This is a genomic window from Halovulum marinum (genome assembly GCF_009697225.1).
Classification (GTDB): domain Bacteria; phylum Pseudomonadota; class Alphaproteobacteria; order Rhodobacterales; family Rhodobacteraceae; genus Halovulum; species Halovulum marinum.
In genome coordinates this window covers 98,165-118,701 of record NZ_WIND01000002.1, presented here as the reverse complement: position 1 = coordinate 118,701, position 20,537 = coordinate 98,165, and the positions used below count along the sequence as shown (strand labels likewise).

At 71.6% G+C, this 20,537-nt stretch carries 17 protein-coding genes; 16 read left to right on the top strand and 1 reads right to left on the bottom strand.

Going from position 1 to position 20,537, the window contains the following annotated elements:
• The first annotated feature begins 46 nt into the window (after positions 1–46).
• Positions 47–952, top strand: a complete 906-nt coding sequence (locus GE300_RS03645) for a LysR family transcriptional regulator (protein ID WP_154445018.1) — start codon at positions 47–49, stop codon at positions 950–952.
• A 6-nt stretch (positions 953–958) separates the two neighbouring features.
• Here GE300_RS03645 and GE300_RS03640 read toward each other — a convergent pair whose 3' ends face one another.
• Positions 959–2,425 carry a sulfatase-like hydrolase/transferase gene (locus GE300_RS03640; RefSeq protein ID WP_154445016.1) on the bottom strand — a complete coding sequence of 489 codons (1,467 nt, stop codon included), beginning with the start codon at positions 2,423–2,425 and terminating at the stop codon, positions 959–961.
• Positions 2,426–2,539: 114 nt separating this feature from the next.
• On the opposite strand from GE300_RS03640, the gene GE300_RS03635 reads away from it, so the two are divergent.
• From GE300_RS03635 to GE300_RS03570, 15 genes are all read left to right on the top strand, one after another.
• Complete coding sequence (locus tag GE300_RS03635) at positions 2,540–3,511, top strand: tripartite tricarboxylate transporter substrate binding protein (protein WP_325063083.1); 972 nt, start codon at positions 2,540–2,542, stop codon at positions 3,509–3,511.
• Positions 3,512–3,566: 55 nt separating this feature from the next.
• Positions 3,567–4,046: a tripartite tricarboxylate transporter TctB family protein gene (locus tag GE300_RS03630; RefSeq protein ID WP_154445012.1), complete on the top strand. Its 480-nt coding sequence runs from the start codon at positions 3,567–3,569 to the stop codon at positions 4,044–4,046.
• An 11-nt stretch (positions 4,047–4,057) separates the two neighbouring features.
• A complete protein-coding gene (locus GE300_RS03625) occupies positions 4,058–5,548 on the top strand; it encodes a tripartite tricarboxylate transporter permease (RefSeq protein ID WP_154445010.1) in 1,491 nt (496 codons plus the stop codon).
• Positions 5,545–7,044, top strand: a complete 1,500-nt coding sequence (locus GE300_RS03620) for a sulfatase (RefSeq protein ID WP_154445008.1) — start codon at positions 5,545–5,547, stop codon at positions 7,042–7,044. Before GE300_RS03625 ends, GE300_RS03620 begins: the two co-directional genes overlap by 4 nt.
• Entirely contained in the window at positions 7,044–8,348 is a 1,305-nt protein-coding gene (locus GE300_RS03615) for a nickel pincer cofactor-dependent isomerase, group 22 (protein ID WP_154445006.1), read from the top strand. Before GE300_RS03620 ends, GE300_RS03615 begins: the two co-directional genes overlap by 1 nt.
• Positions 8,345–9,811 carry a sulfatase-like hydrolase/transferase gene (locus tag GE300_RS03610; protein ID WP_154445004.1) on the top strand — a complete coding sequence of 489 codons (1,467 nt, stop codon included), beginning with the start codon at positions 8,345–8,347 and terminating at the stop codon, positions 9,809–9,811. The genes GE300_RS03615 and GE300_RS03610 overlap by 4 nt, the downstream gene beginning before the upstream one ends.
• Complete coding sequence (locus GE300_RS03605; RefSeq protein WP_154445002.1) at positions 9,808–10,950, top strand: enolase C-terminal domain-like protein; 1,143 nt, start codon at positions 9,808–9,810, stop codon at positions 10,948–10,950. The genes GE300_RS03610 and GE300_RS03605 overlap by 4 nt, the downstream gene beginning before the upstream one ends.
• Positions 10,941–11,207 (top strand): UxaA family hydrolase, encoded by a 267-nt coding sequence (locus GE300_RS03600; protein WP_325063082.1) that lies wholly within the window; start codon positions 10,941–10,943, stop codon positions 11,205–11,207. The genes GE300_RS03605 and GE300_RS03600 overlap by 10 nt, the downstream gene beginning before the upstream one ends.
• A complete protein-coding gene (locus GE300_RS03595) occupies positions 11,204–12,370 on the top strand; it encodes a UxaA family hydrolase (protein WP_154445000.1) in 1,167 nt (388 codons plus the stop codon). The genes GE300_RS03600 and GE300_RS03595 overlap by 4 nt, the downstream gene beginning before the upstream one ends.
• Entirely contained in the window at positions 12,367–13,518 is a 1,152-nt protein-coding gene (gene larC, locus GE300_RS03590; protein WP_325063081.1) for a nickel pincer cofactor biosynthesis protein LarC, read from the top strand. The genes GE300_RS03595 and larC overlap by 4 nt, the downstream gene beginning before the upstream one ends.
• Positions 13,515–14,306, top strand: a complete 792-nt coding sequence (locus GE300_RS03585; protein WP_154444996.1) for an adenine nucleotide alpha-hydrolase family protein — start codon at positions 13,515–13,517, stop codon at positions 14,304–14,306. Before larC ends, GE300_RS03585 begins: the two co-directional genes overlap by 4 nt.
• Positions 14,303–14,947, top strand: coding sequence for a nickel pincer cofactor biosynthesis protein LarB (larB, locus tag GE300_RS03580; RefSeq protein ID WP_154444994.1), 645 nt, complete (start codon positions 14,303–14,305; stop codon positions 14,945–14,947). The genes GE300_RS03585 and larB overlap by 4 nt, the downstream gene beginning before the upstream one ends.
• A 24-nt stretch (positions 14,948–14,971) precedes the next feature.
• The gene (locus tag GE300_RS22830) at positions 14,972–16,408 is read left to right on the top strand and encodes a hypothetical protein (protein WP_233416756.1); all 1,437 of its coding nucleotides are present in this window, start codon (positions 14,972–14,974) and stop codon (positions 16,406–16,408) included.
• Positions 16,409–16,451: 43 nt separating this feature from the next.
• The gene (locus tag GE300_RS03575; protein WP_233416755.1) at positions 16,452–18,641 is read left to right on the top strand and encodes a sensor domain-containing protein; all 2,190 of its coding nucleotides are present in this window, start codon (positions 16,452–16,454) and stop codon (positions 18,639–18,641) included.
• 91 nt (positions 18,642–18,732) lie between these two features.
• Entirely contained in the window at positions 18,733–20,508 is a 1,776-nt protein-coding gene (locus GE300_RS03570) for an SLC13 family permease (protein ID WP_154444990.1), read from the top strand.
• Positions 20,509–20,537 lie beyond the last annotated feature (29 nt).

Here is a 20,537-nt window from a genome sequence, read left to right as displayed (position 1 = left end):
GACGGCGGAGCATCGGCATAAACGGGCACGGCCGGGGGCGGCGCCGATGATGAAGCTGACCGGGCTGCCGCAGTTCCAGGCCGTGTGCTCGACCCGGAACCTGACCGTCGCCGCGCAGCTTCTGGGGGTGTCGCAGCCGGCGCTGACCCAGGCGATCGGCAAGCTGGAGCGGCAGCTGGGCGTGCCGCTGCTCGACCGCTCGACCCGGCCGCTGAGGATCACGCCCTATGGCGAGGCGCTGCTGAGCTACGCCCGCACGCTGGAGCGCAACACCGAGGAACTGGCGGCGCGGATCGAGGCGATGAAGACCGGCTCGGGCGGCACGCTGAGCGTCGGCGCGGGGCCCGACTGGATCCACGAGCTGCTGCCGGTGGCGATCGCGCGCATGCAGGAGGATCAGCCGGACATGCGCATCCGCCTGATCGTGGCGCTGAACGACGATCTGCGCGCGCGGCTGGACGCGGGCGAGCTGGACATGTTCTTCGCCTCGGTGGCGGACCCGCATTTCGGCGCCGCCTACGAGACCCGGATCCTGCTGCAGGAAGAGATGCAGGTGATCGCGCGCACCGACCATCCGATCCACGCCGGCGGCGCGAAATCGCTGGCCACGCTGGCGGGGGAGCGATGGGTGATGACCCAGGACGAGACCTTCGGCCGGCAGCTGCTGCGGCGGTTGTTCGGCAAGGCCGGGGTGACGATGCCCCTGCCCGCGGTCGAGACCAACTCGGTCCGCGCGATGTCGAACATCCTGCGCAGCAGCCGGATGCTGGGGTTCCTGTCGCGCACCCACACGCTGGCCTATTCCGAACTCGCCCCGGTGCCGACCAGCGAGCCGATGCCGATGCGCGAAGGCGGTGTCACCTGGCGGCGCGACGCGCCGCTTCTGCCGGCCGCGGAACGCTTCATCGCGCAGGTCGAGAGCGTCATCGCCGAGCAGGGCGTCCGGCGCTGAACCGGGTCACGGCGCGCCGACCACACGGTTCGGATCGCCCTTCGGAGGCTCGGGCCAGTGCAGCCCGCGCTGGCCGTTCAGCTCGCGCCCCGGCATGCCCGTCACCGGCGCGGCGGCACAGCCCAGCAGATTGCCGTCGCGCACCATGTCCCGGTCCGCGCCATAGAGCTCCGCGACCAGCGCCCCGGTCAGTCGCGCGCGCTGCCCGGAATGTTCGGGCACCCGTGCCAGATCGCGGGTCTCGTCCGGGTCCGCCTGCCGGTCGAACAGCTGCACCCGATTGCCCGCCGGGTACCAGATCAGCTTCCAGCGGCCGTCCGTGACCATGCGCATCGCGCCCTGCCCTTCGAGCGCCTCGCAATAGAGCGTCTTTCGCCCCGGCGCCGCGGCCAGCGATTCGCCGGTGCAGGTCTCGGGCACCGGCAGCCCGGCCAGGTCGAGCAGCGTCGGCATGATGTCGGCCATGCAGGCCAGCCGGCCGTCGACCGCGCCCACCGGCACCCGGTCGCAGCCCTTCCGCCCCATCAGCAGCATCGGCACGCCGACCGAGCCGGCCAGCATCACCCGCTTGGCGAACAGCCCGTGATCGCCCAGCATGTCGCCGTGGTCGCTGGTGAACAGCACCACGGTGTCGTCCAGCAACTCGTGCTCGCGCAGGGTGCCCAGCACCAGCCGCAGCTGGTGGTCGATCAGGGTGCATTGCGCGTGGAAGGCGCGGCGCACCTCCTCCAGCCGCTCGGCCGGCAGCGGCGGCCATGAACGGCGTACCCGCTCCAGCGCGGCGGGCAGCTCGCCGGCCCAGTCGCCGCGCACCGCGGGCTGCATGCGCCGCCCGGCATACATCGACAGGTAGGACTGCGGCGGCACGATCGGCGGATGCGGAAAGTTGAACGACAGGTGCCAGAACTGCGGCCGCGTCGGGTCGCGCCGCTGGATCATCCGGCACATCTGCCGCGCCTGCCAGACCGTCGGGTGCGTGTCCTCGGGCAGGTGCCAGGGACGCACCTCGTAGCCGTTGTTGGACATCGCGTGGGCATGGCCGAGCCCGGCGTGGCCCTGCTCGGCCAGCCAGATCTCCCAGTCGTCCGGCCCGCCCAGCTGCGGGCGCCCCTCCTCGTAGGACGCCACCTCCTCGAAGCCGATCCGGTCGCGTGGCGGATAGACGTGCAGCTTGCCGACCGCCCCCGTCTGCCAGCCGGCATCGCGGAACACGCGCGCCAGGTGCGGCAGCGCCGGCGCCGGCAGCGCGGGCTGGAACACGCGGTCGCCGTGCACCCGCGGCGCGGTTCCGGTCATCAGGCTGCGCCGCGCCGGAATGCAGATCGGACACTCGGAATGGGCGTTGGCGAAGCGGACCCCGTTCGCCGCGATCCGGTCCAGCGTCGGGGTGTCGATGTCGCCGCGCCCGGCGCACCCCAGCAGCGTGCCGGGCCACTGGTCGGCGGTTACCAGAAGGAAATTGGTCTGCCCCATGCCGGTCCTCTGCACGAAAGTCTTGCGCCGGAAAACCTATTTACATAAGGTATCATGCGCAAATACAAAATGCATCATAAGCACTAAATTATGATGCGTCCACAGGAGGATATCGTGAGAAAACTACTGGGACTCGCCGCTGCCGCGCTGCTGGCCACCGGCGGCGCCGCGCTGGCCGAATGGCCGGAAAAGCCGGTCAAGCTGATCGTGCCGTTCCAGGCCGGCGGCACGTCCGACCAGATGGCGCGGGTGCTGCAGGCCGGCGCGCAGGAAAGCGGCGCGCTGTCGCAGCCGATCACCATCGTCAACGTCGGCGGGCACTACTCCATCGGCTCGCGCCGGGTGATGGAGGCCGAGCCCGACGGCTACACCTTCCTGATCATCCACATCGCGCTGATGGGCGGCGAAGGCACCGGCGCGCTGGACTTCGGCTGGCGCGACTTCGAGCCGGTGGCCGGCGCCGGCGAGTTCTGCCTGGCGCCGATGGTGCGCAAGGACAGCGGCATCGACTCGGTCGAGCAGCTTCTGGCCAAGGCCAAGGATGAGCCCGACACGCTGATCTTCGGCGCCAACCTGGGCGCGATCAACCACCTGGCCGGGCTGATGCTGCAGGAACAGAACCCCGGCGCAAAATTCCGCTTCGTGCAGATCGGCGGCGGCACCGCCAACTTCACCGCCCTGACCGGCGCGCAAACCAATGCAACCGTACTTTCGGGCGCCGAGGTGGTGAACTTCACCCTGCTGCCCGACGGCTCCGAGAACCCCGAGGCGCAGATCAAGCCGCTGGCCTATACCGGCGCCGAGCGTTTCGACGGCCTGCCTGACCTGCCGACCATGGCCGAAGAGGGCTATGACATGCAGTTCTGCGTCAAGTCCTGGGTCTTCGCCCCGAAGGACACTCCGCAAGAGGCGATCGACGGTTTCGCCGCCGCGATGGAGGCCGCGACCGAAACCGACCGCTACCAGAAGTTCATCACCGACAAGGGCTTCGCCGACGTGTTCCTGAAGGGAGAGGCGTTGCAGCAGGATCTGGAGAGCACCTGGACGGCGATCGAGCCGATCGCCAAGCTTGCCACCCAGAAGTGACGTGATCCGCGCCCGGCCCGTGCGGGCCGGGCGCGCCACAAAGGACCTCGCCGACATGGAACATCGTCCCGTCACCGAGATCGGGGTCTCGGCCTTCGTGGCCGCGATCTGCGCCGTGTTCTTCGTGCAGGCCAGCCGGCTGCCGCCCGGAAGCTTCGAGCCGCTGGGCTCGGGACCGGTGCCGAAATGGACCGCCGCCATCGTCATCCTGTGCTGCATCGCGGTGATGGCGCGCGGCATCCTGCGGCTGCGCGCCGCCGGCGGCCTGGCCGCCAGCGCCCGGGAGGAGTTCACCGGCGGCCGGCCCGGCGGCGCGGTCCTGATGCTCGCGGGCTCGGTGCTGTACGTCGCGCTGCTGCACTTCAAGGTCGCCTCGTTCGGCATCGTCACCTTCGTGTTCCTGACGCTGCTGATCTGGGCGCTCGAGGGTCTGCGCCCGGCCGTTCTGCTTCCGGCGCTCGTCACCGCCGCCGTCGCCGCGTTCGGGGCGGAATACCTGTTCACCAACGTCTTCACCGTGGACCTGCCGGAATAAGGGCCTGACGCATGGACTTCGCCTCACTTTTCGGCGCGATCGGGCAGATCTTCACGCCCTGGCCCTTCTTCATGCTGTTCATCGGCACGGCGCTGGGCATCGTCGTCGGCGCCATCCCCGGCCTGACCGGCGCGATGCTGATCGCGCTGACGCTGCCGCTGACCTTCTACATGGAGCCGTTCAACGCCGTCGTGCTGCTGGTCTCGATGTATGTCGGCGCGATCAGCGGCGGGCTGATCACCGCGACGCTGATGCGGATGCCGGGCACGCCGGCGTCGGTGATGACCACCTTCGACGGCTATCCGATGGCGCGCTCGGGCCGCCCCGGCCGGGCGCTGGGCCTGGGCATCACCGCATCCTTCGTCGGCGGGCTGATCGCCTGGGGGGTGCTGTTCACCGTCACCAAGCCGCTGTCGATCCTGGCGACGAAATTCGGCCCGTTCGAGTATTTCACCCTGATCATGATGGCGATGGTGCTGATCGCCTCGGTCAGCGAGGGCTCGCTGGTCAAGGGGTTGATCTCGGGGCTGCTGGGGATGCTGGTCTCGATGCCCGGCGTGGACCCGGCGACCGGCATGCCGCGCCTGACCTTCGACTGGTACATGCTGAACGGCGGGCTGCAGCTGCTGCCGGTGCTGATCGGCACCTTCGCGGTCAGCCAGATCATCAAGGACTGCCTGGACATGGGCAAGCTGCCCGACAGGGCCGAGGTCAACAACCGCGGCGTGCTGATGAGCCTGCGCGACTTCAGGCGCCACGCGGTCAACATGATCCGCTCGTCGTTCATCGGCACCTGGATCGGCATCCTGCCGGGCATCGGCGCCTCGATCGGCTCGGTCGTGGCCTACACCATGGCCAAGAACGTCTCGGACCACCCCGAGGAGTTCGGCCGCGGCTCGGAGGAGGGCATCATCGCCTCGGAGGCCGCGAACAACGCCACCGTCAGCGGCGCGCTGATCCCGCTGATCGCGATGGGCATTCCGGGCAGCGTGATCGACGCGATCCTGATCGGCGCGCTGACGATCCACTCGATCCAGCCCGGCCCGACGCTGTTCCTGACCAATGGCGACATCGTCTGGGGGATGATCGCCACGGCGCTGATCGCGAACATCCTGATGTGGATCCTGATGACCTCGTCGGTGCGCTACATCGCCAACCTGATCTACCTGCCGCGCAGCTTCGTGCTGCCGGTGGTGATGATGTTCTGCGTGATCGGCTCCTACGCGCTGAACAACACCATGTTCGACGTCTGGGTGATGCTGATGTTCGGCGTCATCGGCTTCCTGCTGGAGCGGGCGAAGATCCCCCTGGGCCCGTTCGTGATCGGTTTCGTGCTGGCGCCGCTGGCCGAGCAGAAGCTGCGCTCGGGGCTGATGATGACCGCCGGGGACATCTCGCCGATCTGGACACGGCCGTTCCCGCTGGCCTTCACCATCATCGCGATCCTGCTGCTGGTCTGGCCGATCGTCAGCGACTGGCGCCGGAAAAGGCGCGCCGCATGAGGTCGATCCTGGTCCTGTTCGACTCGCTGAACGCGCGGGCGCTGTCCTGCTACGGCGGGGCGGTGCCGACGCCGAATTTCGACCGGCTGGCGGCCCGGACGACGGTGTTCGACACGCATTACGTCGGCTCGATGCCCTGCATGCCGGCCCGGCGCGACCTGCAGACCGGGCGGCTGAACTTCCTGCACCGCAGCTGGGGCCCGCTGGAGCCGTTCGACGTGACGCTGACCGGGCAGATGGCCGGTGCGGGCATCCACAGCCATCTCGTCACCGACCACTATCACTATTTCGAGGCCGGCGGCGCGACCTACCACACCGCCTTCACCACCTGGGACGTCGTCCGCGGACAGGAGGCCGATCCCTGGGCGTTCCGGCCCGCCGATCTGGACCGGCTGGAGCGCGAGACGCACCCGCACCAGTTCGAAGGCGACCGCAAGGGCTATCGCCTGCAGGGCGCGCTCAACCGCGCGCGCATCCTCGGCGAGAAAGCCTACCCCTGCGCGCAGACCTTCGACGGCGCGCTGGCGTTCCTGGACGCGCACCGCGACACCGACGACTGGTTCCTGCAGATCGAGACCTTCGATCCGCACGAGCCGTTCATCGCCCCGCCCGAAATCCGCGAGCGCTTCCCCACCGGCTACGACGGCCCGACTCTCGACTGGCCGCGCTACCAGCGCTCGGGCGCGCTCGGCGCGGCCGAAGAGGACGAACTGCGCGCCAACTACACCGCCCTCGTCGCGCATTGCGACGCGCAGCTCGGGCGGTTGCTGGACCGGATGGATGCAGAAAACCTGTGGGACGATACCGCGCTGATCGTGACCACCGACCACGGCTTCCTGCTGGGCGAGCACGACTGGTGGGGCAAGAACCGGATGCCGTTCTGGGACGAGATCGCCCGCATTCCGCTGTTCCTTCATGCCCCCGGTCACCCGCGCGTCGCGCGTTGCGGTGCGCTGACCCAGACGATGGACCTGATGCCGACCCTGCTGGACCTGCACGGGCTGGAGATCCCGGACACGGTGCTGGGCACGTCGGTCCTGCCCGCGCTGGGCGGCGGTGCGGTCCGCGATCTGGCGCTTTACGGCATCTTCGGCGGCGCGCTGAACGCGACCGACGGGCGCCACAGCTATTTCCTGTATCCGCCGGACATGGAGGCCGCGCCGCTTCACGAATACACGCTGATGCCGCAGCACGCGGTGACGCCGTTCACCGCCGAGGAACTGGGCGGCGCGCGCCTGCACGAGGGCTTCGGCTTCACCGGCATGCCGCTGCTGAAGATCCCGGCGCTGCCCGGCGCGAAGCGTCCGCCGATGCAGGGCGGCGGGATCGACAACACCGGCACCGCGCTGTGCGACCTGGCCGCCGACCCCGGCCAGACGCGCCCGTTCCGCGACGCCGGGATCGAGGCCGTACTGCGCCGCGCGATCGCCGCCGAGATGCAACGCCACGAAGCGCCGCCGGAACTGTACGAAAGATTCGAACTCGAGAGCCATTGATGAGCAACGCGCCGACCTTTCCCGATATCGACCTGCCGCACCTCGCGGACGTGCCCCTGCCAGACCTTGCCGAAGTGGGCCTCCGCCAGCCCGACCCGGCGCCGCTGCCCGACGTGCCCGCCGCGGTGCGCGCCGCGCTCGATGCGGAAGCCTCGCGGTTCGACCTTGCCGGGGGCGCCTCGGTCGCCGTCGCCGTCGGCAGCCGGGGCATCGCCGATATCGACGTGGTGGCCCGCACCGCCGTCGACTGGCTCAAGGCGCGCGGCCTCGCCCCGTTCATCGTGCCCGGCATGGGGTCTCATGGCGGCGGCGCCGCCGAGGGCCAGGCCGAGGTTCTCGCGCAGCTGGGCGTGACCGGGGAAACCATGGGCTGCCCGGTCCGCGCCACGATGCAGACGACGCAGTACGGCCGGATCGACGGCGGCTTCGCCTGCCATTTCGACGCCAACGCCGCCGGTGCCGACGGCGTTCTGATCATCGCCCGCGTCAAGGCGCACACCAGTTTCGACCGCCCGGTCGAAAGCGGCCTGACCAAGATGCTGGCCGTCGGCCTCGGCAAGGCCGAAGGCGCGCGGCAGGTCCACATGGCAGGCCCGCGCGGGCTGGCCGAGACGCTGCCCCGGCTCGCCGCCCGCGTGATCGAGCGCGCCCCGCTGTGCGCCGGGCTGGCGCTGGTCGAGACCGCCGGCAAGCGCCTGCACCACATCGAGGCGGTCGCGCCGCAGGACTTCGCCGCCGCCGACGAGCGTCTGCTGAAGATCGCCAAGGCGGCAATGGCGCGGCTGCCCTTCGCCCGGCTCGACGGGCTGATCGTCGAACAGGTGGGCAAGGACGTCTCGGGCGCAGGCATCGATCCGGCGGTCTCGGGCCGCACCGACATCCGCGGCGTCGCCAATCCGGCGGAACCGTTCATCCACAAGATCGCGGCGCTGGGGCTGACCGACCGCACCGGCGGCAACGGCATCGGCGTCGGCATGGCCGACTTCATCCCGCGCGCGCTGGCCGAGGCGCTGGATCTCAAGGCGATGTACATGAACGCGGTGACCGCGACGATCCTTGAAAAGGCGTTCATCCCGATCATCCTGCCCGACGAGCGCAGCTGCATCCGCGGGCTGGTCGCCACCTGCTGGGCCGACGGACCACCGCGCATCGCGCAGATCCGGTCCTCGGCGCGGCTGGACCGGATCCGCGTGACCGCGCCGCTGCTGGAGGAGCTGCGCAGCCGCGACCTGCTGCTGGACGAGCGGCCGCTCGCCCCCCTGCGCTTCGACGGCGACCGGCTGGCGCGGATCGGCCGGCGATGACCGCGCGCGCCCGCAATCTGCTGTTCCTGTTCTCGGACCAGCACGCCCAGCGCGTCGCCGGCTGCTATGGCGACCCGCATGTGAGCACGCCGGCGCTGGACCGGCTGGCGGCTTCGGGCGTGCGTTTCGACAACGCCTATTGCCCCTCGCCGATCTGCGTGGCCAGCCGGATGTCGATGCTGACCGCGCGCCACCCCAGCCGGCAGGACTGCTGGACCAACGACGATCATCTGGCCAGCGACATCCCGACCTGGCTGCACGCCCTGGGCGCGGCCGGCCACCGGCCGGAACTGGTCGGGCGGCTGCACGCGATCGGACCGGACCAGACGCACGGCTATGCCGCCCGGCAGGTGGGCGAACACAGCCCGAACTGGCCCGGCGTCCCGTTCCACGACCTCGGCGCACTGGCCGGGACCAACAATCCGGATCCGCGCAGCCTCGCCGCCTGCGGCGCCGGCAGGTCGGCCTACGAGGCGAAGGACCGCGACGTGACCGAGGCGGCGCTCGCCACGCTCGACCGCATCGCCGAGGCGGGCGCGCCCTTCTGCCTGACCGTCGGCCTGATGCTGCCGCATGCGCCGTATGTCGCCGCGAGACGCTGGATCCAGCACTATCTCGAGGTCCTGCCCCCGCCCGAGATCCCGGCCGACGCCTGCGACCACCCCTGGATCGCCTGGTGGCGCGCCAACCGCGGCATCGACGACGTCCCGGACCGGCAAAGCCGCCTGGCGCGGGCGGCGTACTGGGGGCTGGTCTCGACCATGGACGAGATGATCGGCCGCATCCTCGACCGGCTGCGCGCGCTGGGCCTCGATCGCGATACGCTGGTCGTCTACGCCTCGGACCACGGCGATCACGCCGGCGAGCGCGGATTGTGGTGGAAGCACACGCTGTTCGACGAAAGCGCCAAGGTTCCGATGATCCTGTCGCTGCCCGGGGTCCTGCCCGAAAACGCCGCCCGAGATGAAGTCGTCAGCCTGATCGACCTGTCGCAGACGATGATCGAGGCATTGGGCGGCGCACCCCTGCGCGGCGCCGACGGCCGCAGCTTCTGGCCGCTGCTGACCGGTGCGTCCCGGGACTGGGACGACACCATCTTCTGCGAGTACTGCACCGATCCGGTGCCGGACTGGACCGGCGGCCGCGCCGTCCAGCATCGCATGGTCCGGCAGGGGCGGTGGAAGCTGCATGTCTACGCCAGCGATCCGCCGCTGCTGTTCGACCTCGAGACCGATCCGCAGGAACGCAACGACCTGTCGCGCGATCCGCGGCACGCCGAGAGGTTCAAGCGGCTGATGGCGCTGGCGCTGGACGGCTGGGACCCGGTGCTGATCGCGCGCCGGATGGCGCAGCGCCGGGCCGAGAAGGACGTGCTTGCCGCCTGGGCCGGCCGGGTCGGGCCGCCAAGCACCCACATGTGGGCGCTCGATCCGGACATGAACCGGCTGGAGGCCGACCGATGAGCCCGCCGCTGGCGCGCGCCGAGATCCTGCACCTGCGGCACCGGGTCGATCCGCCGATCCCGACCACAATGGGCCCGGTGCGTAACCGCCCGGCTCTGCTGCTGCGGCTGGAGGACGCCGACGGCGCCGAAGGCTGGGGCGAGATCTGGTGCAACTTCCCGCCCGAGGGCGATCTGCACCGCGCCCGCCTGGCGGCCAACCTGCTGCCGGCGGCGCTGGCGGGGCTGAACGCCGACAGCGAGCGGCCGTTCGACACCGTTCGCCACCGGCTGCACCGGATCGCGCTGCAGGCCGGAGAGCCGGGACCGGCCAGCCAGATCGCCGCCGGCGCGGACATCGCGCTGCACGATCTGCGCGCGCGCCGCGCCGGCCTGCCATTGGCGGCCGCGCTGGGCGGCACGGCGCGCCCGGTGCCGGCCTATGCCCGCGGGATCAGCCCCGACCGCTGGGAGGCGCAGGTCGCGCGCATGTCCGCCCTCGGCCACACCCGCTTCAAGCTGCGCATCGGCTTCGGCGCCGGCGACGGCCTGCCGCAGGCCGCCGACCTGGCCGCGGCGCTGCCGGCGGGCCACGCGCTGATGCTCGACGCCAACCAGGCCTGGGATTTCGCGACCGCGCGCGACCGGCTGGACCGGCTGGCCGCGCTCGCGCCGCGCTGGCTCGAGGAGCCGATGCCGGTGGACGCGCCGGCCGCCGACTGGGCGGCGCTGGCCGCGGCGGCGCCGATGCCGCTGGCGGGCGGCGAGAACATGGTCGGCGGCACCGCCTTCGACGCGGCGATCGCGCTGCGGGCGCTCGGGGTGCTGCAGCCCGACATCTGCAAATGGGGCGGGTTGTCGGGCGTATTGCCGGTGGCGCGCGCGGCGACGGCGGCGGGGCTGACCTATTGTCCGCATTTCCTGGGCGGGGGCGTCGGGCTGGTGGCCTCGGCGCATCTGCTGGCCGCCGTCGGCGGCGACGGGCTGCTGGAGATCGACGGCTCCGAGAACCCGCTTCTGGCGGCGCTGTCGGGGCGCGGACTCGGGCTGGTCAACGGCGCGTTTCCTCTGCCCGAGGGGCCCGGCCTGGGCTATGTGCCCGACATCGGGTCGGTCGCGGACATGCTGGTCTCGCGGCAGGAGGTCGTGCCGTGCGCGTGACCGCCCTGCGGCTGGACCCCGGCGACAACGTCGCCTGCCTGCTGCGCGCGCACCGCGCGGGCGAACGGCCGGCCAGCCGCGACGGGCCACTGCCGGCGCTGTCCGGCGACGTGCCGCTGGGTCACAAGGTTGCGATCCGGGACATCGCCGCGGGCGCGCCGGTGATCAAGTACGGCGTTTCGATCGGTCACGCGACCCGCGACATCGCGCCCGGTGACCATGTCCACCTGCACAACCTGGCCGGGGCCGAACTGTGATCCTGCCCGACGCGTTTCAGGGTTACCGCCGCGCCGACGGCCGCGCCGGGATCCGCAACCATCTGCTGATCCTCTCGGTCTGCGGGCTGAACGGCCCCGGCGCCCGCAAGCTGGCCGCCGCGCTGCCGCGCGCGGTGCCGGTGTTCAGCCCCTACGGCCGCGGCCAGCTGGGGGCGGATGCGAAGTTTCATCGCGATGTGCTGGTTGCGCTGGGCACGCATCCGAACACCGGCGCGGTGATCGTGCTGGCGCCGGACGCAGGGCTGCGCGCGCTCTACCAGCAACAGATCGAGGACACGGGCCGCGCCGCCGCCGGCTTCTCGCTGCAGGAGGCGGGCGAGGATTCGGAGGCGATGCTGGCCGCGGCCGCCGACGCCGGGCGCGACCTGCTGGCGTGGCTCGACGAACAGGATCGCGTGCCCTGCCCGATCTCCGAGCTGGTCCTCGCGGTCGAATGCGGGCACTCCGACGCCTCGTCGGGCATGATCGCCAACCCGCTGGCGGGGGACCTGTGCGATGCGCTGATCGCGGCCGGGGGCGCGGCGCTGTTCTCGGAGACGATCGAATGGCTGGGCACCGAGACGATCCTGGCCGCCCGCGCCCGTTCGCCCGAGGTGGCCGAGCGCCTGCGCGACTTCCTGCGCGAGCGCCAGCGCACCGCCCGCGCCGCCGGGCGCGACCTGCGGCTGGGAAATCCGGGGCCGCAGAACCACGACGGCGGCATCACCACGCTGGAGGAAAAGGCGCTGGGCGCGATCCGCAAGGGCGGCACCGCGCCGATCGCCGGCGCGCTGGCGCAGGGCGCGCCGGTCCCCGGCCCCGGCCTGTGGCTGATGGACACCCCGGCGCTGTCGCCCGAATCGATCACCTCGATGGTCGCGGGCGGGGCGCAGGCGGTCTGTTTCACCACCGGCCACGGCAACCCCTATGGCAGTGCGGTCGCGCCGACGCTAAAGATGTGCGCGAACCCCGAGACCGTCCGGCGGGTGCCGGGGCAGATCGATTTCGACGCGTCCCCCGCCTTCACCGGCGAAGCGCCGCGCCGGTCGCTGCTCGCTCCGCTTGCCGCGCGGTTCCTCGGGATCTGCGAAGGGGCGCCGACGGGCGCCGAACGGGCGAAGGAATGCGACGAAGTGATCAGTCGACTGGGCCCCTCGGTGTGAGCGGGCGATACATTCACCTGACGCCGCTGGGCGGCATTGCCGGCGACATGTTCGCCGCCGCCATGCTCGACGCGCTGCCGGCGCTGCGCGCGCCGGTGCTGGACGCGGTCGCCGCGGTGCTGCCGGGCGGCGGGCACGGCCGGCTGGAGCCGGCGATCTCGGGCGGGCTGAGCGGCAGCCGCTTCGTGGTCGCGCCGCCCGCCGACCGCGCGCCGCGGCACTACCCCGACCTGGCCGCGATGATCGCCGCCGCACCGCTGCCGGCGGGCACGCGCGAGCATGCCGGCGTCATGCTGCGCCGCCTGGCCGAGGCCGAGGCCGCGGTCCACGGCATCGCGCCGGAGAAGGTGCATTTCCACGAGATCGCCGACTGGGACACGCTGGCCGACCTGGTCGCGGCCGGGCGGATCCTGGACGCGCTCGGCGACGCGGTTTGGACGCTGGACCCGCTGCCGCTGGGCGGCGGGCTGGTGCGCACGCAGCATGGCCCGCTGCCGGTGCCGGCCCCGGCCACCGCCCGGATGCTGACCGGGCTGCCGGTGCACGACGACGGTATCGGCGGCGAGCGGGTGACGCCGACCGGCGCCGCCATCGCCGCGCATCTGCACGGCCTTGGCGCCGCTGCCGCCACGCCGGCCGCCGGCCTGCTGGCCGCGACCGGCTATGGCGCGGGCACAAGGGACCTGCCGGGGCTGGCCAACGTCCTTGTCGTCCGCATCGTCGAGGCGCAGCCGGACGCGCCCGAAGGCGACACCGTCTGTACGCTGGAGTTCGACGTCGACGACATGACCGGCGAGGAGATCGCCGTCGCCGCCGACCGGCTGCGCGCGCTCGACGGCACGCTGGACCTGACCACCGTCGCGCTGCAGGGCAAGAAGGGCCGCCCCGCCACCGGGTTCCGCCTGCTGACGCGGCCGGCGTGCGCGGACGCCGTGGCCGAAGCCTGCTTCGCCCAGACCTCGACCATCGGGCTGCGGCTGCGGACCGAACGGCGGCGGTTGCTGCCGCGCGCCGCCGAGCACGGCGCGCCGCGGGTCAAGCAGGTGACGCGCCCCGGCGGCGCGCACACCCGCAAGGCGGAAAGCGACGATCTGGCCGGCGCCACGCTGGCCGAGCGCCGCGCGCTGGCGCGAAGGGCAGAGCAATGAGCCTGCTCGACCGCCTGACGCGCGCGCTGCGCGACCACCCGAACCTGACCGTCGCGGTCAGCGGCGGCATCGACAGCATGGTGCTGGCCCATGTCGCCCACCGCACCCTGCCCGGCGCGCGGATGGCGCACGCGGTCTCGCCCGCGGTGCCGCCCGCCGCCAGCGCCAGGGTGCGCGACCACGCCGAACGCGCCGGCTGGCGGCTGGAGCTGGTCGACGCGGGCGAGTTCGGCGACCCGCGCTACCGCGAGAACCCGGCGAACCGCTGCTATTTCTGCAAGCTGAACCTGTATTCGACGGTCGCGGCGCTGGCCGGCGGGACCGTCGCCTCGGGCGCGAACGTGGACGATCTGGGCGACGTGCGCCCGGGGCTGAAGGCGGCCGAGGAATTCCGCGTGGTGCATCCCTACATCGACGCCGGGATCGGCAAGGCCGGGATCTACGCGCTGGCCGCAGAGCTGGACCTGCCCGATCTGGCCGAGCTGCCGGCGCAGCCCTGCCTTGCCAGCCGGGTGGAGACCGGCATCCGCATCGCCGCCGACGATCTGGCCTTCGTCGACCGGATCGAGGGCGCGCTGCACGAGCGGCTGGGCGTCGGCGCCACGCTGCGCTGCCGGATCACCCATCTGGGCGTGATCGTCGAGCTGGACGGCGAAACGCTCGACACCGCGCCGGCACGGGCCGCGCTGGCCGAGGCCGAGGCGCTTGCGCGCGCGGATGCGCGGCCCTTCCTTGGCGTGCGTGCCTACCGCCGCGGGGCGGCCTTCCTGCGGGAGGTGGCGCGATGACCGACCACCGCATGGACTGGCAGCGCGAGGCGCGCACCGGCACCGCCGAGGCGGTGCTCTGCGCCACCAAGACCGACGCCCAGATCGGCGCGATCCTCGACACCGCCCGGACCGAAGGCCGCCGCCTGCTGCTGACCCGCCTCGCGCCGGACCGGCTGGCGGCGCTGCCGCGGGCCGACGCGCTCGATTACGAGCCGGTCGGGCAGACGGCGGTGCTGGGCGCGCTTGCGCCGGCCGCGACGGGCATCGGCATCGTCGCCGCCGGCACGTCGGATCTCGGCATCGCCACCGAGGCGGCGCGCACGCTGGCCTTCCACGGCTACGACGCGCCGGTCCTGGCGGATGTCGGCGTGGCCGGGTTGTGGCGCCTGCTGGAGCAGGTCGAGGCGCTGCGCCGCCACCGCGTGCTGATCGCCGTCGCCGGCATGGAAGGCGCGCTGTTCAGCGTGCTTGCCGGACTGGTGTCGGCCCCGGTGATCGCGGTGCCGGCCCCGCACGGCTACGGCGTCAGCGCCGAAGGGCGGCTGGCGCTCGATGCCGCGCTCGGATCCTGCGCGCAGGGGCTGACGGTGGTGAACATCGGCAACGGCTTCGGCGCCGCCTGCGCGGCGATAAGGATGATGAAGCTGGCGGGAGGCTGACGCGCCCCGCCGAAAGGAGACCGCATGACCGAAGGCCCGCGACGCGTGACCGAGCTGGGCATCACCGTGATGCCCGAATACGTCCAGTCGGACGGGGTGCAGCGGATCCTTTCGCAGCTGACGGATCTGGCCCGCGCGACCAGCGTCACCACCTCGCCCTATGTCGTCGCCCGGGCCGCCGAGGGCACCGGCCACCGCGAGCCCCCCGCCGACGGAGGCGCGGGGCGGCAGCGCCTGCTCGACCGGCCGCTGTTCGGCGAGCCCGAGATCTGGATGACGACCTCGCCCAGCTTCACGCCGGACGCCGGACTTTACGAGAGTTCGGCGTACCGGCCGCCCGCGCCGGATGCGCTGACCGAGGCCGAGGGCGCGCAGGTGGGCGCGTTCCTGACCGCCGCCGCCGACCGCGGACTGGACACGTGGCTGCAGATCCAGGCGGCGATTCCGCCCTGCCACCGGGTGCAGTTCGGCGGCCCCGCGCCCGGCGACGAATGCCTGCGGCCCGACGGCAGCGCCCTGCGTGGGCGCGTCGACAACAACGCCTCGCTGGCAGCCCCCGGCCTGCGCGCCTATGTCCGCGCCTTCGTCACCGACCTCTGCCGCGCCTATCCGCAGGTCGGCGGCTTCAAGTTCGACTGGCCCGAGTACCCGGTCTACCATTTCGACGCGCTGTTCTTCGACTTCAACCCGGCCACCGCGCGCTTCGCCGCCGGGCTCGGCCTGGATTTCGAGGCGCTGCGCCGGGGCACGCTCGAACTTCTGACGAAGCTGTCCGACGGCTCGGCCCGTACGGCCCGGATCGACGTCGGCAGCTTCGGCAGTTTCCGCGCGAGCCTGCTGGCGTGCTGCCCGGTGCTCGAGGACCTGCTGGCGTTCCGCACCGCGATCGTCGAGGACTACGCCGCCTTCCTGCGCCAGACCGTGGCCGAGGCAAGCGGCGGCACCAAGCGGCTGTTCCTGCAGTGCTTTCCGCCGCCGCTGAATCTGGCCACCGGTTTCGATCTGACCCGCGCCGGCGCCCACGCCGACGTCGTCGGGGTGAAGTTCTACACGATGCACTGGCCGATGATCGAGGCCGACTACCTTGCCGCGCTGACCTTGCGCGCCGATCTAGACCCAAGGGCGGTGGCGCGCGCGCTGTCGCGGCTGCTGGCGCTGTCGCCCGATGCGCCGCGCGATCCGGACGCGATCCGCTATCCCGCCCCCGACGAACCCCACGCCGCCGCCGACAGCGATCTGACCGCCAAGATGCGGGCCGCGCGCGCGCAGGTTCCGCAGGGCACGCAGGCCTGCGGCATCACCCATGGCTACGGCCCGCTCGAAGACGTCGTGCGCCGGTTCCGGGCGGTCGCCGCGGGCGCGGACGGCGCCGTCCACGTCAACCGGTACTGCTATCTTTCCGACCCGAAGCTGCACGCGATCGGGCAGCTGGTGGCCCGGCCCGAATCGCAGCCCGCGTGACAGCGTAAACCGCGCCTTCACGTGTTGCTGCGAAACGAAGCGCATGACCCTCGACGCGCTGTTCGCCCATGTCGCCGACCGGAGCCGGGAGGCCATCGCCGTCGCCAAGGCCGATCCGGCCGATGGCGCAGTGATGCACTTTGTCTGGTGCAACCCGGCGTTCACCCGGCTGACCGGCTTTTCCCGGTCCGAGCTGGCCGGCTGCCGCGCCAGCGTCCTGGCCGGCCCGGACGTGGATCAGGGCGAACACCTGAAGATCATCGAGAAGTTGATGAACTGGGAATATTTCTCGGTCGAGCTTCGCAACAACTCCAAGGACGGCCGCACCCTGTGGCAGCGGATGACCTGGGCGCCGATCCAGCTGGGCGACGAGGGCGGTAGCTGGTGGATCTGCTACATCGCCGACGTCAGCCGCGAGAAATCCGCCGAACAGATGCTGAACGCCGCGCCGCGCGTCCCCGGCCCCGCGCCGCCGCAGCTGGCCTCGGTCGATCACATTCACCACGGCTATGCGCTGTTCGATGCCGGCCTCGGGCTGGCGGCGGCGAATGGCGCGTTCTTCGACGCGCTGGGCGTCGATCCGGGCGCGGCACCGGTGGGCGTGGCGTTCGGCGCCCTGCTGCGCACCGCGCTCAAGGCCGACGTTTTCGCCGCGGGCGAACACGCGGACTCGACCTGGATCGAGGCGCGCGTCGCCCGGCTTCGGCAGTTGGCAAAGCCCTACGACATCGCCATGCGGGACGGCCGCGTGCTGCAGATCCACCACGGCACCGGGCCGGACGGGCTGCTCAGCCTGCTGGCGATCGACGCCACCGAGGAACGCGAGCGGCAGCGGACGCTGTCGCGCAGTGCCGAGACCGCGCAGCGTTCGGCGCGCGAGCTGGAAGAGCAGAACACCGCCCTGCGCGAGGCGAAGGAGCTGGTCGAGAAGGCGGCGTTGACCGATCCGCTGACCGGCCTGGCCAACCGCCGCCACCTGTCGCAGGTCCTGACGCAGCGGCTGCGCGAGATGCGGCTGCGCGACCGGCCGTTCGCCGCGCTGCTGATCGACCTGGACCGGTTCAAGCTGGTCAACGACACGCTCGGCCACGGCGCCGGGGACGAGCTGCTGGTCCACGTCGCCCAGATCCTGCGCGCCCAGACCCGCGGCGGCGATTTCGTCGCCCGCATGGGCGGCGACGAGTTTGCCATCCTGACCGACCTGACCCGCAGCGCGGTCGACGTCAGCCGGATGGCCGACGGCATCCTCGAAGGCGCCTCGGCGCCGTTCCGCTGGCGCGGCCACGCGATCAACTTCGGCGCCAGCATCGGCGTGGCGCTGGCCACCGCCGGCATGGACGAGCCCGACCGCATCATCGCCAGCGCCGACATGGCGCTGTACCGCGCCAAGGCCGCAGGGCGCGGCCGCTGGTCGTTCTTCACCGAGGACATGCACCGCTCGGCACTGCGCACCCAGCATACGGCGACCGAACTGCTGCGCGCGTGCGAGCGCGACGAGTTCGTGGTCCACTACCAGCCGCAGGTCGACGCCCGCAGCCATGCGCTGACCGGCGTCGAGGCGCTGGTGCGCTGGAACCACCCGCAGCGCGGCATCCTGATGCCGGACCAGTTCCTCGACGTCGCCGACGGGCTGGGCGTGGTGAAGGAGATCGACCGCATCGTCTTTCGCCACGTGGCGCGCGACATGCTGGACTGGCAGGCGCGGGGGCTGGACATGCCCAAGGTCGCGGTCAACGTCTCCAGCAAGCGGCTGCACGACCCGGCGCTGGTGCACGACATCAGCGCATCCGGCGTGGACCCGGCGCGCTTCTGCATCGAGATCCTCGAATCGATCTATCTGGACGATACCAACGATGTCGTGCGCTGGACCTGCGACCAGCTGAGCGAGATGGGCACCAAGATCGCCATCGACGATTTCGGCACCGGCCACGCCTCGATTCAGGGCCTGCTCAGCCTCGCGCCCGACATCCTGAAGATCGACCGCACGTTCATCGCGCCGATTCTCGACGAGATGACCAAGGCGACCCTGGCCCACGCCATCGTGCAGATCGGCCGCTGCCTCGACATCGAGGTGATCGCCGAGGGCGTCGAGACGCTGGAACATGCCCGCCGCGCCGCCGAACTGGGCTGCGATATCCTGCAGGGCTATGCGTTCGGCCGCCCGCTGGACGCGCAGGCGCTGCTGCGCCACGTGACCGGGACAGGCGCCGCGGACGCGCTGTCGCCCGGCTGACGGCTGAGCGCGCGCCGGGGGTGTATCCGGACCGCACGCGTGCCTATGCTGGGCCCGTCACCGACCGTCACCCCGCCGAGGCCCGCCATACATGACCCAGGATCAGGGATACCTCTTTGCGCTGTTCGGCGTCGTCTTCGCGCTGCTGATCTGGGGCCGGGTTCGCTATGACCTCGTGGCGTTTGCCGGGCTGATCGTCGCCGCGGTCGCGGGTCTGGTGCCGCAGGACCAGGTGTTCGCCGGTTTCGGCCACCCGGCGGTGGTCATCATCGCGCTGGTGCTGGTGGTCAGCCGCGGGCTGCAGAATTCGGGGGCGATCGAACTGGCGGCCGCGCGGCTGCTGTCCGCAGGGCGGCCGGTGCCGGCGCATATCGGCATCATGGCCTCGTCCGGCGCGGCGCTGTCGGCGATGATCAACAACGTCGCCGCGCTGGCGCTGCTGATGCCGCTGGACATCGAGGCGGCGAAGAAGGCGGGGCGCACCGTCGGCCGCACGCTGATGCCGCTGTCCTTCGGCACCATCCTGGGCGGCATGGTCACCCTGATCGGCACGCCGCCGAACATCGTCATCGCGCAGTATCGCGAGGACGCGCTGGGCGACGCCTTCACCATGTTCGACTTCTCGCCGGTGGGCCTGGCCGTGGCGCTGGCCGGTGTCGTCTATGTCGCGGCGCTGGGCTGGCGGCTGCTGCCCGGCCGGGTCGGCATGGCGATCGGCGCCGAGGAGTTCGAGAAGACCATCTATCTGGCCGAGCTGCGCATCGGCGAGGACTCGCAGACGGTGGGCCAGCCGCTGGGCGATTTGTATCCGATCGCCGAAGAACACGACATCAACCTGATCGGCCTCGTGCGCCGCGGCAGACGCCTGCCCGGCTTCTCCCGCCTGCAGTCGATCCAGGCCGGCGACTTCCTGGTGGTCGAGGGCGCCCCCGACGCGATCGAGACGTTCATGGGCAAGGCCGACCTGGAATTCGTCGGATCGGAAAAGCACGACGGCGGCCTGCGCGGCGGCAGCCTGACGCTGACCGAGGCGATCGTCCCCGAGGGCGCGCGCATCGCCGGCCGCACCGCCCGCGGCCTCAGCCTGCTGATGCGCCATTCGGTGACGCTGCTGGGCGTCGGGCGCAGCGGGCGCCGGTTCCGCGAGCGGGTGCGCCTGCTGCGCATTCGCCCCGGCGACGTGCTGTTGCTGCTGGGCACGCCCGAGCGGCTGTTGGCGGCGATGAACTGGCTGGGCGTGCTGCCGCTCGAGGGTCGGCGCACCAGTCTGGTGCAGCGCCGCAAGGCGCCGCTGGCGATCGGCGCGTTCGCGCTGGCGATCGCGGCGGCGGCGCTGGGGCTGGTTTATCTGCCGGTGGCGCTGGGCGCCTGCGCGGCCTTCTACTGCGCCATCGGCCTGGTCGGCGGCACCGAGGTCTACGAGGCGGTCGAGTGGAAGGTGATCGTCCTTCTGGCCAGCCTGATCCCTCTGGGCACCGCATTCGAGGAAACCGGCGGCGCGCAGCTGGTCGCCGGCGCGATCCTGGACCTGACCGGCAACGCGCCCGCCTGGGTGACGATGCTGGCGCTGATGGCGGTGACCATGACGCTGTCGGATTTCCTGAACAACGTCGCCACCGCGCTGATCGCCGCGCCGGTGGCGCTGCAGATCGCGCAATCCACCGACGCCAACCCCGACGCCTATCTGATGGGTGTCGCGGTCGCCGCCTCCTGCGCCTTCCTGACGCCGATCGGGCACAAGAACAACACCATCATCATGGGCCCCGGCGGCTATCGCTTCGGCGATTACTGGCGGGTGGGGCTGCCGCTCGAACTGCTGGTGCTGGCGGTCGGCATCCCGGCGATCCTGACGTTCTGGCCGCTCTAGGAATGTGGCGACAACTTCCGCTTGATCCC